The sequence below is a fragment of the Bacteroides sp. 3_1_13 genome (assembly GCF_001185845.1).
Lineage (GTDB): Bacteria > Bacteroidota > Bacteroidia > Bacteroidales > Bacteroidaceae > Bacteroides > Bacteroides xylanisolvens.
This window is the reverse complement of the sequence record NZ_KQ236955.1, coordinates 1,025,531-1,039,473: the sequence shown is the minus strand read 5'-3', so window position 1 is coordinate 1,039,473 and position 13,943 is coordinate 1,025,531. Positions and strand designations below refer to the sequence as shown.

12 protein-coding genes are annotated in these 13,943 nt (G+C 40.9%); all 12 read right to left on the bottom strand.

Going from position 1 to position 13,943, the window contains the following annotated elements:
* Positions 1-58 precede the first annotated feature (58 nt).
* The 12 genes from HMPREF9009_RS03755 to HMPREF9009_RS03700 all read right to left on the bottom strand — a co-directional run bounded on the left by HMPREF9009_RS03755 (position 59) and on the right by HMPREF9009_RS03700 (position 13,895).
* Positions 59-1,216, bottom strand: a complete 1,158-nt coding sequence (locus HMPREF9009_RS03755) for a hypothetical protein (protein ID WP_049701484.1) — start codon at positions 1,214-1,216, stop codon at positions 59-61.
* Positions 1,217-1,275: 59 nt separating this feature from the next.
* Positions 1,276-2,337, bottom strand: coding sequence for a hypothetical protein (locus HMPREF9009_RS03750; RefSeq protein WP_049701483.1), 1,062 nt, complete (start codon positions 2,335-2,337; stop codon positions 1,276-1,278).
* 25 nt (positions 2,338-2,362) lie between these two features.
* A complete protein-coding gene (locus tag HMPREF9009_RS03745) occupies positions 2,363-3,403 on the bottom strand; it encodes a hypothetical protein (RefSeq protein WP_049701482.1) in 1,041 nt (346 codons plus the stop codon).
* Positions 3,404-3,457: 54 nt separating this feature from the next.
* Positions 3,458-4,567 carry a phosphate ABC transporter substrate-binding protein PstS gene (gene pstS, locus HMPREF9009_RS03740; protein ID WP_049701481.1) on the bottom strand — a complete coding sequence of 370 codons (1,110 nt, stop codon included), beginning with the start codon at positions 4,565-4,567 and terminating at the stop codon, positions 3,458-3,460.
* Positions 4,568-4,721: 154 nt separating this feature from the next.
* On the bottom strand, positions 4,722-5,882 hold the full coding sequence (locus tag HMPREF9009_RS03735) for a PDDEXK nuclease domain-containing protein (RefSeq protein ID WP_049701480.1): 1,161 nt from the start codon (positions 5,880-5,882) through the stop codon (positions 4,722-4,724).
* 254 nt (positions 5,883-6,136) lie between these two features.
* A complete protein-coding gene (locus HMPREF9009_RS03730; RefSeq protein WP_049701479.1) occupies positions 6,137-6,583 on the bottom strand; it encodes a hypothetical protein in 447 nt (148 codons plus the stop codon).
* A 2-nt stretch (positions 6,584-6,585) separates the two neighbouring features.
* Positions 6,586-8,382 (bottom strand): hypothetical protein, encoded by a 1,797-nt coding sequence (locus HMPREF9009_RS03725; protein ID WP_049701478.1) that lies wholly within the window; start codon positions 8,380-8,382, stop codon positions 6,586-6,588.
* Between the two features lie 108 nt (positions 8,383-8,490).
* Positions 8,491-10,947 carry a hypothetical protein gene (locus HMPREF9009_RS03720; RefSeq protein WP_049701477.1) on the bottom strand — a complete coding sequence of 819 codons (2,457 nt, stop codon included), beginning with the start codon at positions 10,945-10,947 and terminating at the stop codon, positions 8,491-8,493.
* On the bottom strand, positions 10,944-11,597 hold the full coding sequence (locus HMPREF9009_RS03715; RefSeq protein WP_157446467.1) for a hypothetical protein: 654 nt from the start codon (positions 11,595-11,597) through the stop codon (positions 10,944-10,946). Before HMPREF9009_RS03715 ends, HMPREF9009_RS03720 begins: the two co-directional genes overlap by 4 nt.
* Before the next feature lie 69 nt (positions 11,598-11,666).
* Positions 11,667-11,864, bottom strand: a complete 198-nt coding sequence (locus tag HMPREF9009_RS03710; protein WP_049701475.1) for a hypothetical protein — start codon at positions 11,862-11,864, stop codon at positions 11,667-11,669.
* Between the two features lie 137 nt (positions 11,865-12,001).
* Positions 12,002-12,781 (bottom strand): DNA-binding domain-containing protein, encoded by a 780-nt coding sequence (locus HMPREF9009_RS03705; RefSeq protein WP_049701474.1) that lies wholly within the window; start codon positions 12,779-12,781, stop codon positions 12,002-12,004.
* Between the two features lie 100 nt (positions 12,782-12,881).
* Positions 12,882-13,895, bottom strand: coding sequence for a hypothetical protein (locus HMPREF9009_RS03700; RefSeq protein ID WP_049701473.1), 1,014 nt, complete (start codon positions 13,893-13,895; stop codon positions 12,882-12,884).
* Positions 13,896-13,943: the final 48 nt, after the last annotated feature.

Sequence of the window (13,943 nt, the reverse complement as noted above, 5' to 3'; positions counted from 1 at the left end):
GTAAGTCAGGACCATAGTCATAATTTCACAATCCATTCCGCAAACTTCTTGCCTATTCTCATTTCCGCTTCACCCATTCAGCCTTAGTCCAATCCTTGTCCTTCTCCACATCCGGAGCTACGGCACCTTCATAATCCGTCCGCTCAAAAAAGGCATCCAGCACAAATTTGTCAGGGGTCAGGGAACTCACTTCACCCGTAGCGTTAATCAATATATAATCAATTCCCGGCAACGTTTCCGGTTGACCGCCAATCAATTGAACAGGAATATCATCATCAGCCACAGCCTCACGGGTACTGCTGTTTACCAAAGTCAACCGGCTACGTGCAGAAACCGCAATCGGATACTGTTGTCCATGAGGTTTGTTATCATGTGCAGTCGACAAGTTAGCAATGACCGGATGCGTGTAAAACGCCACTTCTTCGCTTTCTCCATTGCCATTACAGCTAACCACACTCCACACACTCTTCGGGGTAGGAGCAGTAGCCATCACATACTGCAATTTCCCGGTATATCCCTCATTGAAGCACAGCCCGTTCCGGCTTGCACCCGTACTAATCAGATACCGGGCATTGACCGTCCCCCCGTTAAACATAAACCCATCGCTTCCGCTATAATAACTTTGGCAATGGTCTATCGCAGTTCCCCAGCCCACACCGTCAAAGGTCACTGCTCCTCCGGCTGCTCCGGCATATTCCACCCGGACAAACTGTAGGGAACCGGAATCATCATTTTCCTCAGAACCTCCATAAGAGATGTCCGTAGCAACAGCTCCACTATATATAGTCTCACACTCATAACTGACAGGAGCCTTTCCCAATACAATCACACCGTCCCAGCTTCCGGGTTCTTTCACCAATGCCGTCATTATGATAGGAGTATCTTCCGTGCCATTGGCAACAATCTTACACCCCTTGGTGATGACAAGTGCCGCTTTTCCTTGGCCCGATGCGGGAAGCGCCTTCAACAAAGCACCTCGCTGTATAGTCAGCGTAGCACCATTGGTCACAAATACAGGTTTACTCATCAGGTATTCCGTATCAGAATACAATGTCTTATCCTCACTAATCACCGAAGGCAATGCCTCTGTATTCTCCCTATCAAACAGTTCATCTTCATCGGTGCAAGACGTAAGCATACTTAAGCACATGGTAGCCACCATAAAGAGAAAAGCAACAAGCGCTTTCCACCAAAGAATTATTTCTTCTCTTGTCATAACAATATTTTTTAGTTTAAACTTACACTGGCAAATATCTGTCAATCAACAAGGATTGTTCAGAAAAAATAGCCAAACAATCTTTTAAAAACGCCCTTTTTCTCTTCCTTTTTTTGGGGTGTATTCTTTAGTTCCAGAATCCGGGCTTCAACCGATACCAGATTCAGCATCTCTCGCTGTGATTCTTCAATCAGTTCGGAGTCACTGAACATGGCAGTTCCTCGTTGCCAGAATCCATTATTTTCTTCCAGTATTTCTTCATCAGCCTGCACTAAGTTCAAGGGACCGCTCACATAGAAGTACGGACTACCCGGCTCGGCAGCCTTGCGCCTCTCTTCTTCCTCACGCCGTCTTTCCTCGGCCATCAGCATTTCCTTTCGTTTCCTGTCGTGTTCTTCCAGTTCCACCGGGTCAGCCAGCCTGCCGGTATTGTAATACTCCACCTGTGCCCTTTCCATGCTCAATCTCTCTTGCATGTACAGCGGTATCTGTTCCCCTTTCGTCATTGCGTAGGTGATGAATGTCTTGAAGAGATACGCTTCGTCATTCAACACAATCCCCAGCGCAACGCCATGGGAGGATGCGCCGTATATCCGTGCCCCGGTCACCCGTTCCTCGCTGCCCGGTTGCAGGCCGTAGCGCATCACGAGGTTATCCTTCAAATAAGTCTTTCTCAAAATCTTGCCGGATAGCGTACTGTGTTTTCCCCAGTACCGTTCACGGTAACGTATAAAGAAATGGGGTGGGAAAACAAAAACAACATTCTCACCCGTATCCATCGTGACAAAGAGATAAACGTGGAAACCGGCATTCGATGGTACCAGGCAATAGAACTGACCGCATCTATCTATAGTCTGTTGCTTCCATTCCTGCTTGCTGAGAGTATAGAATCTCACCCCCCATTCCATTACGGGAGTGTTGATTAAAACAGAATCAACCCCGGACGGAAATCTGGTCATTTCCTCCACCTTCGGATTCAGCAGGATATGCTTTCTCCATGCTTTAGAACGTACATTAGTCTTAAGATCCTCGCGAAGCACCTCAATAGTTTCTTCAATGCTCATCTTGGATGTTACCATCCGCATGGGCTTCTTCTCCGGTTTCGTTTCTTGTTTACCCATCTGTCATGTTGTTTTTAGTTAAAGACTACTTTTCTTCCTCCACTGCCTTTTTGAACAGCCGGTCCATTTCTTTCAGCATACTCTCCAGCGACATCAAATTATCGTATGGTGTAGGCTTCTCTACCTGAGGAATTGATTCAACGAACGTACCAAACTCCTGAAGCAACTTAGCCGGTAAGTGATTGACGGCCCATTCCAGTAGCGGCAAGTTACTTTTCACCTTTTCATCCATACCGTTATGCACCTTTACCATTGCCTCATTCTTTAGCAGAGCCATCTGTGGGTTCATCCCGGCACTTTCCAGATGTTTCCGTTTCTGGTCATCCAATCCGGCAATCAACTCCATTGATTTGCACAGCTTCATCGTGTCATGCAGCAGGATATCCAATGCTTTCCGGTCTTTGGCCGATTCCCGATAACCGTTACACTTCAAGATGAATAGTTTCACGGCAAGCGCTCCCCACATCGGTTTCAAGTCCTCATCATCAAAAAAATGTTCATAGCTCATTATCTTATTGATGACCGCCAGTTTGCCGTCCTTATCAATTTCCCCGAATCCAACCGCATCCACGGAGGCAATGAATATCTTATCACCAGCCGATGCCTGCTCCTTATCTTCCTTTTTCTGGAAGCCGACAGCAAAAACGTAGTTTCGTCCTAAGAAACGGTACAACAAATCCCGATCATTCGCTCTCCCATCTCCGTACAAAGCGGACAGCCCATCCGCATGGGAAGAGAACATCACCAGTTCCACCCCCTTCCAGGCGGCAGTCTGCAAGTCCAGATAAGCAGCCACCCCATCTTCTGCATTACCCAGCAGATAGGCGCAGAGGAAGTTCTTATAACTGAACTTGGGCACTTCCGACTTCCGGTTCACATGCCCAGCAGCTATCCACAGGTTTCCCGATGTGGTCTGAAAGACACACGGATCATCCGTACACCACGGGAAGGCTGTCACTCCTTTCAGTACTTCCCGGTAGTTCAGTTCTTGGATTCTTTGTGATATCATGGCTTGCAGTTCCGGCATATCAGCCTGCATCCCCTTTCTTTTCTCCGATGTAGACATTGTTTTTGTTATCACGCTGTGTTCCTCCTTGTTATGTACGAACGTATTCTTATATTACTTTCTCAATGCTTTTCCGTCGTATGTCATCTCCTTCAACATGCTCTTGGCATATTCCACAGCCTTTTCCGGCAGCGGTGAACATTGCACCTGGGTAGTGATAGCCTGAGCTTCCGGACTAATCAGCCATTCCAGCAGCTTCACGGTTTCTTCCGCTTCACTGCGACTACGTCCGACATAGTTCTGCTCTTTATAGAGTACCACCCATGTAAAACAACTGATAGGATAAGCATCGGCAACCTCCGAATCGGTAATCATGCCCGTAGCATCCCCCACGCTTGCGGCAGCGGTAACGCTTTCCGAAGTGGGCTGCACAAAGTTACCGTCGGCGTTCTTCAGCCAGGCACTTTGTGCGTGGAAGCTCACCGCATACTCCGAAGCCACGTATCCGATGGCACCCGGCACTTTGCTTATCAGTCCTGCTACGCCCGTATTTCCCGCAGCCGCTACTCCACGGGGAAAGGTCAGTGCTTTTCCCGTACCAATCTTGACCTTCCAGTCCGTACTCACTTTCGTCAGGTAGTCACTGAAGATATAAGTCGTTCCGCTACCGTCCAGACGGAAAACCGGATAGATTTCCTTGTCGGGCAGTTGCTTACCAGCGTTCACTGCTGCAATCCTTGCATCATTCCATTTCAATATCTTACCCATATAGATATCTGCTATCAGCTCTCCCGTCAGGCGCAGGTTATCCACACCTTCCAAGTTATAGGCGATAGTCACTGCCCCCATACACGTAGGTACAAGGATAGATTTTGCCGGCAGACTGTCCAGTTCCGCTTTGGTAGGTGGAACGTCCACACCTGCAAAGTCTATCTGTTGGTTCTTCAGGCTTCTGAATCCGCGTTCCGTACCGATACCGGCATAAGTAACGGGGATGTCGTTCTTCTCCCAGTACATCTTGAACGCCTCGCTGTAGAAAGGTAACGGCAATGTGGCTCCGGCGGCGGTAATTACCGATTTACGACCCACAGCGGCATTTTCGGATAACTCCTCAATCGGTTTTCCACTGGTAAATAAAGTTGCTGCCGCTATTGCCAGCACAGCTACGAATGACAGGCATACACCGCCTGTTTTACTGATTTTTTTGTTTCTAATTGTTGCCATAAGCATTTTTATTATTGATATTGATTAAAATTATATCCATTTTAATATATTTCTATATGGCAAGCTGGGGGTAGGAAAAAACAAATCGTCCCGCCTTTCTCTGTTTGAGAGAAAAGCAGGACAAAACAATGATACCTATTTTGGGAAAACTTTATTATTCCATTTTCTTCAATTCATTCCGCAACCATTTCTCCAGTTCTTTCTTGGAAGGAAGTTTAAGCATATACTGCGAAATAAATAAATTTTCATCTATGCCGGTAGTGGCATATTCCACCATTTCTTTTCCGGCATTCGTACAGAGCAAAATGCCAACAGGAGGATTATCCCCCGGTGCCATCAAATTCTTACGGTAGTATGCAAGATACATATTCAGTTGCGCCACATCCTTATAGTCAAGTTCATGCGATTTCAATTCTAAAATCACGCCACAATGAAGGAGGCGATTATAGAACAGTAAGTCATAATAGTAGTAGTTACTATCAATCAAAATACGTTTCTGACGAGACTCAAAACAAAACCCGGACCCAAGTTCCAGCAGAAACTCCTGCAAATGATCCATCAGAGCCGATTCTAAATCGGATTCTTCAACCACATCTTTTGCGTTCAATCCCAGAAATTCAAATGTGAAAGGGGATTTGATGACCTCTTGAAGATTAGTTTGCATCGCTTTCTGATTAACCAACGCACTGAGAGCCGACTTGTCACGGCTTAATCCGCTACGCTGAAAGTAGTGGCTACCGATTTGACGTTTCAGCTCACGCACACTCCACATTCCTTTGATACACTCCATTTCATAAAAAGTTCGCTCCAATTCATCCTCAAGGGGAAGTAATTGAACGAAATGCGTATAAGATAACCGTTCAAAGAGCATTTGTTCCGAAACGCTGCATGATTCTTCTTCTGATTTGGCAATCGGTGATTGCCAAATCTCATTGTTTTGAATATCAGCTATCTGTAATTTGGCAATCGGTGATTGTCCAATTGAAAGCAACTGCGTAAAATACTCTTTTACGGGTAAAAGAAGTCGTGCATAAGTCTGATAAAACTGGCGGTATAATCTTAGATTTCGATATGAGAAACTACTCTCTCTTAGATTTTCCGCTAATTTTTTCAAGAGCATCTCACCATATTTAGCCCGATCACTTCCGTTCTGCTCATAATGAACAATATAATAACCTATCAGCCAATTATGACAAGTCACATGTTTGTTGATTGCATTTGCCGCACTTTGGCGCAATAGTTGATTGACAGAATGAATGTTTTGAGCTAAAAGTTCAAATGATTCTTGTTGGCCATTGGCATGTATATTCTCCATTCTAAGATTCTTCAATTAAGTGTACTGCAAAAGTAACATAATTAAATAGAGTAAATAGACATTTATCATCATTTTCTACAACCCAGCATGTCAAAGAGCGATTGTTTTTCAAGGCGAAAACTATTTCTCTAATTACGATAGACAGCTCTGCCTTAAAGTCATTTAAAAAGATTATCCCAGTGAATTCTCTTCTTGGTTTCTATTCCTTACGTGTTACCATATATCTCATTTTATTGCCGTTAATACATTAAATTTCATGGTCTGCTTATTTCCAATGCCTCAATTGCATTTATCGTATCCTTAGGATATTCAAAATGTACGGAATCACATGAATGTTCCACTCTGACCTCCGCAAATCGATATTCCTTTGATTTCTTGGGTGCATCCCATGACTTGTTACTCAAAAAGATACGATACTCATAGATACATCCTTCATATAGTTCCGGCACTGTGTAATCCAAAGTATCAGGGATATTATCCGCATATATAAAATCATTTATAAATTTGGTATAGTCTCCCTTCGGATAGTATATTCTTAAACAAAATTCGGCCTTCTCATAAGTATCCGTATTTGTGATATTAGCTTTATCAATAAACCTGAATACGCTTTCTTTCTCTTCAGGTTGTGTCGCTTTCTCATTATCATCGTTCTGACAAGAGAATAGACAAGCAAGGAACAGTAGTACGGTTAGTCTTCTCATGATCAATAGTATTTAATTGTTAGTGCATTACTCTCACTAGTAGCCGGGTCCGCATTATTCTTTTTTTGATACGGGCTAAAAGCGTAAGGAGTACCACAACTTATATGTTCACGACCTGACATAGGATTATCCCATACACTACCAGATTCCCCCTTGTCTGTCGCATTTTCTATTTTATATGTATTTGATACGACTACCGGAGTATCTTCTCCTACGCCATCTACAACTTTCAGAACTAATGTTATTTTCAAATAAAGATTATCTGTTTCTCCACGGAGTGAAACATTTTTAAATTTTTCCAATGCTATTGGAGAAGTTCCATACCATTCGGTACCATCATTTCTCAATAATGTCATATATTCATCATCATCCACCGGATCGTAAACTTCCTCATGTCTGCTATTTAAAGACGAAGAGGTTAACAATTGAGCCGTCCCCGCTACATATTCCAGACCGGAAGCTTTATTTATAGCTATTTTTATATTCCCGGTAACTTTAAAACTTCTATATTTATAGGACACGTAATACTCATCATCACCATGCCTTCTCTCGTAACGGTCAATGACTCTCAACCGGTCGATCTGCGGTTCTTCTTCAAGACAGAAGACCCCTAATGGTTTATCATATACAGGGAGTCCGTCTGCATTCACACTACCGTCAGCATACACGTGATTGGTTCCCGGCAATTGTAATACATATCTTGCCGCATTCGTTTTAGTCGTTATGTTACCCTGCATTGTCGTAGTTCCTTCGGACACCGTTGGCATGATTTCAACCTTCGATATAGGGCTACTTTTTCCTATAAAGATGTCAGCAATACCTGCCACTGAACCAATAATACCTCCAAGCCCTTTGGCAGCACTGGTTATATTGCTTATAAAAGAAACAAATCCCTTTGATTCCAGTTCCGACTGGGTATTGTTCAACTTATCTTTCAATTCCTTTCCACCCGCGCCACCTGTGCCGGTCAAAGTGTTAACTGCCTTGACTGCATCAGTTATAGCTTTTTCATCTGGTAATTTACTTAGTACTTTTCCTGCTACTGCAAATGGAGAACCGATTGAAGGGGACGAAGCATTATTCCCTAACATGGTAGCTGATCGTGTTTCAAAATGCAATGTACCTTGTAAATCAACTTCCGACTTTACTTCTGAATAGATTTTAAATTCAAGAGTATAATTATTCTTCGCATCTGTCTTAGGGTCAAAGGATACGATAAAGTCTGTTACAAACCAGGAGGAAGAATAGTAGTCATCAACATAATTCACGACTTTAGTATCAGTACTTTTTGCTTGAGTGCTATTAGCCGGCAAGGTATAGCTGAAATTGCTCGCTAACAAGGCATTGGTCTTACTACCCAACCAATTCAATGTCACCATTGCAGAACTATGAGACTCTTGGCTGTTATTAAAAACAAACAAACGCACAATACCTCTGTACTTATTATATAGCATGAAATAAGGGTACACCGTTTCAGCATATTGCTCTTTACTACCAAAAACTTTATCCAATAATACCCACCCCTGAGCAGGGAGATAATCTTTTCCTTGGATAATCAAAGAAATATCCTTATTAGCACTTGAGGCAGTGGTGAACGGACTACTGACAGGTATGCTTCCCTTACCTTGTATATAGGCATAGGTATAGTTTGCGGAATTGGTCCAGTCCCATGATTCCACTTCAACACTTCTGGTCACACCAACAGGTCGTTGTCCCAGCTCTTCATTCTCCAGAATTTCATCATTTGTACATGCTGTTAACGTACAAATCAAACTTAAAAAAATAGTTCTTAGTTTCATTTTTGTACTTTTTATATAGTGATATATTCAATAATCTACCATATTCATGTTTACTCCAACCAGCTACTCACACCAGTAGTCGTTTTATATAAAACTTTTCTTTCCTCCCTAATATTCAGAAAGTCCCAACTCTATATAATTTGAAGCATTTTCAAGAAACTCATCCAATACATCTTTCCGGTCTCTGACTGCTCTTGCAATATCCAACCTTCTGTCTGCTTCCGTAATCCTTATTTTATTGTCTTTAACCTCAATATTCAGGCTTTTGCTATACGTAGCATAAGGCAAGTCATTTATGGCTTGGTTTATATTGATTTTTCGGTCCCAGAATTGCAGGCAATCCATCAATGTTGCAAAATAGGCAAAAGGGGTAGTTTCCAGTTTCGTTCTGAATTCCTCATGTCCACTGAACGCCGAAGGGTATATATTATGAATAAGAATCGCATAAAAAGCTTCAACCAGTGTATTCTGAAGCATGAATTCTATATTTTTCTTATTCAAGTCATAATCCAATCCTAAAGAAATATTCAGTATTTGCTTAAACGGATACTCTTTCTTTCCGGAGTTTTCATTGGAAAAAGTATAGAATTTGCAATAAATATCTACAATTGCAGATGCAAGTATTCCTCCGCACACCCCATGATCATAGCCTGAATGTTTCGGATGATATTTAGCAACATCATCTTCCAGCAATAACTTACTGAGTTTTAGTTTCTTTTTTATTCCCTCTATCAAATCATTGTCAGATTCGTTAATGATAGGGTATTCAAATAGGGAGTAGTCTGTTTTGCCAGCCTTTTCTTTAAAAGATACCCCGCAACTAATACCAGAATTTTTAATCTTTTCTCCCATAAAGTATCTAAGAGTTTCAAAATAAGCCTTGAATCTACATTGCTTTTCCAAATTGGCATTTATGGATTCTTTCATATCAGTGATAATCTTATCCGCAAAATGCTCAACAGATTTTAAGAACTCTGTCACAATGGTATCTAAATCCTTATCCAGGTAATCACTATTCTGATCCTTAAAACATTTCTTGATAGCCTTTGCGATCTCGTCCGGTATATCCGTCTTTAATTTGTCGACCTGTTCGTCCAAGTGATAGATATACGAGTTTCTCAGATCGTCCCGGTTCAGTTTATTATAACCGATTGTATTATACAAAGCTAAATAGACTTCAAAACAATACTGTTTAAAGCTATTGTCTGAAATAACCATTGCATAATTCGCGGAAGTTTTCTCATATACAGTCTTAACTATGGTATCGAATGCATCACCCCAAGACGATTTTAAGCTTTTGCTGTCTTTCAGTCTCTTATTGGGTTTCAGATCAAATAAGATGTTTATGATGCTCTTTATATTTATTTTCTTCTTATTGATATAGTATTGCCAATGCAGGTTTGGATATAAAAAACTATTTCTCTCAAAAGGAGCATTGACATTATTCCTCAGTTCTTTCACTACCTTTCCTTTAGGACAGTTATCTGTACAGATAATCTGTCCGTCAGGCAAGTAAATCAAATAAAGCATGCCTTCCTTGTTACCCAAAACAGCGAATAAGTTCTCCTTGCCGTAAATAGATGTTATAGTACGTACCGTATCTATGCCATACACCTTGTCAATCAGAACATAGTTGGAATAATCACTCAATAGTTTTTTCAACGCACTTTCATTGATTCTTTCCTCTTCTTCGGGTATTTTCGGCATTTCTTTCCTTTTTGAAATACCAGAAATAACAGTACATCCCTTCAATTCTATAGAGTTTAAATCCACAAACCGATAATCATTACGACTTTCCTTATTACTGTCATTCTCATCATTGGACTCTTCTTCTCTACTGCCCTCAATCAACTTAGATACTGCTATAATTTTTGAGATGCAACGCATTGAAAGGTCCTTACCGATAAATTTCGGTATTTGTTGGAAAGCGGCTAAATAATCTTCTGCCGGAGATTGTTCTTTTTTCTCTTTGTTGTCGTTGTTCCCCTCGTTGTTTTTTTCCGCTTTGTTCTCTTTGTTTGCTTCTGAAACTAACCCGCGTTTTTTTACATACAGCTCAATCGGATATCCTAAGTCATGATACAATACAAATGCCCGCCATGCCACAATAAAGTCCTTGATGACTGTATTAGTTTTGGCATTAAACGACTTCTTGTTTCTTCTTTGGTTCCTAAATGCCGAAATGATATTTATTTCAAATATCTCATGATAGAAAAACACATAGATCCCAAACATGTAAAGATGAACCTGGTGTATTACATGGTCTCTTCCAAAATAACAACTGTTCTTATCCTGGGAAGCCGGTTGCATCTCCATATTCAGCAGATTGAATAATAATCTGGTAGGAGGAGCAAAAAGCATATCATAGTTTAACCGCAGCAATATTTCATTAGCCAGATGCAACTGTTTCTCATAGTTTTCCTCATCCAGGAATTCTAAAAACAGATTCTTATCCGGAAATATTTCATCCCGCAGTGCCATATACTCACTTCTGTTCTGAGGAGGATTAGGGGCGATAAATAAATTCCGCTTGAGAGTCTCCTGTATGTTCTTCTTTAGTCTCATAAGTCATTTTTCTCCTTTGACATGATTTCACTAATCCGCATAAAATTATCTTTCCCTATTCTTCCTTTACAGGAATATTTCCCGTTTTCAACAGGCTCATACACGGCCTTCAACTCGTCCTTCTCCTCTTTAGTCAAAATATCCTGCTGCATCAAATCATCATATCTATATTGGGAGATAATCGAAGGGGGAAATGTCAGATACTTAAATCTACAAAGTTGGTAAAAATCGCCTATCCCTTTTTTTCTACGTTCATTTTGGCTCTTGTCAGTCATAAACAGCTTTCTGCATTTTGCTTCAGCATCCCGGGATAATCTGCATACCACTTTTTTTCTTTTCGACAGCCCCCGTTTGCTTTGCTTCCTGTTTATTCTACCCGTAACAGCGTATCGGCGCTTAGGTATATCATACAGCACTTCATTGAAGCTCTCCACCAGAAAAGGCAGGTATGCCATTTCCTGATCATCTGCAACTGCCAATCTACAAGTCAGTTGACGTACACGCCGTAAATCCTGTGAAATACAGACCTTGCAGCATACTGTATAGAACTGGAGAAATTCTTCTTCATCCATAGTCTCAATATAATGCTGGTTGTCACCAATCAAATCAAATCTGTTGTGCGCTATATTACGTGTTTTATAATCATTCATAGATTTATTCTTATTAAAAATTATCTTAATCATTTTTGAAGATCAGAAGTTTTATACCCAAATTATCACTTATCTAATCCATGCTGCAGTCAGCCAATTATTAGCCAATCCAGTAGCAACAGCCCCATGGAGAAACCAATGGCACCAACACTTGCAACGACAGTATTGAAGATACTTCTGATCTATCTCTTTTATTGCTTTGGATTTGTCGTTCATCTGCATGGTAAAACCCAAAATAGAAGCTATGTTTGCTATAATGTCTATCATTTTTTGTTATTTCAAATTATTCTATGAAAGAAAGTTTCTCCAATTTGTTCTGATGTCTGAAATCGCTTTATCGAAGAACTTTAGATAGCCCTCTAACCTCCTTAGACAGTTCTGTCTAAAGAGACCAGAAAGCGGTATCAGATAGTAGGATCGGGAGCTTCACCTCCACCACCACCGGTATTTCCACCCTCGGAACCACCACTTTGCCCGATGGTAATCACTTTGCTCGTACTACGCGGAGTTTTCAGCAATGTATTTGTACCACTGTATTGCGTAGTGACCGTCAGCGTGTAGTGACCGTCCGTTAAATCGGAGGGAAGCAAGATAATGAGTTGCGAGGGGTTGTTCACCACCAGCATATCATTAGGTAGCTTGCTGACCTTGCCGGAAGCATCAGTCAGGGTGATACCTACCGATTCATGTTCACCGACGACTTTTATCAAGCGTCCGTTCAGGGTGTAGTTGCGTCCGGCGGTTGCCATGCCGTCCGTGGCACGGGTGGCGGCATCTTCACCACCTATTATATACATGGCGTCCCGTTTCTCTCCCAAGATGTTGACTGAAGTCTGCGCAATGGCTTCGCGCAAGTCCTTGTCCTGGGTAAAGGAGACGTAGATTGAATTCTTTTTTTGGTCCCACTGCCCGTTGTCTACGACACCACGGAATTGGGGTACGGCTCGGAAAAGTCCGGTATTCACCGAATAGCCGCTTAATATCAAGTCGGATAACACACGGTGGTATAGCTTCACTGCGTGCTCAATGGTTTCTTCACGAAGACCTGTGTATTCTTTCTTCATTTCGCTAAGTATATCCTCCAGCGTAAGGTTTCCGGCTGATTCCAGCATCAGGATTTTGTCTTCTTTATTGTCGACGGTGACAGCATTGTCTACCAACCAACCTTTTAGGGTGTGTTTCATATTTCTTTTTTTAATCGGTTTATGTATCGTTTTAAGGAAAGCACCTCCGACATTTAAACATGTCTGAAATTGCAGTAATGCCGAAGGGCTTTATCGTCTATTACCATGTTGTACTTAAACTATCCCATATCTTAAAGTCTAAACCACCACTAATAAACTGTTCTGTAGCTTTTTTGTATTTAACAGCATCTCCAGTCTCTTCCAAAAGAGGCGTGCTAACCATCAAAAAGGTTTCCATATAATTAACAATCTTATTTCCGGTCTTTACATCTGTTATATCATAAAAGTAAGAATCAGTAAAGGGATCACTTAAATCAAATAAAATATATGGGGATAATTCACCCTTCTTTAGCGTCAAAGTTTCAGCAATAGGTAGCGGACTACTCCAATCCCAATTTGCATCACTTCTATAAAAGTCCACACGAATCTCATCCATTGTTAATGTCTCGTCCGGGATATAGAAAAAGCGAACTTTGGCTGTATTAGGCTGGGTTGGTTCCACTTCAGTATCTTCCGGGAGTTCCAAAAATTCCTTCTCTGCCAACTGCATCAAAGATAAGTTCATACCTTCTGTTATAGTTATCGGATCAGATGCATAACAAAGGTCTGTAGATTCATTATCCTTTTTAATTTGAATTAAACCTTCTGTCTTTTCTTTAGGAATGTAATTGGATTTTCCATTCTCTAATGTTTGATTATTAAATGATAAAACGTAATCATCCTCAGTTCCTATTGTATAAAGTATAGTAGGGATAAAAGATATATAATTACTTTCATTATAAATATCGACTTTATCATCCAATGCTATAAGCTTTATAATCAGGTTATTGTTTACATATTCTAAATCTTCTATTGCTATTCTTCCCGAAAAAACAGATTCTTGATTATCCTTTTTAAACACATTTAGTTCTACTTCTGATTTACTCTTTGATATATAACCGGAAGTTCCCTTGTTTCCTTCCAATACAAATTCGTAATTTGCATCAATATTACTTGGATAGAAAAAGAATATTGAATACGTATTATAAGATGTTACAGCAAATTCCCCTTCAGTTTCACAGCTGGAAAAAGAAACTATGAAAAAAAAGAAAAATAGAATTGAAATATTTTTCATTCGTTCATTTATTAAAAGCAGACTGAACGATCCCACCTCACTCAGAGG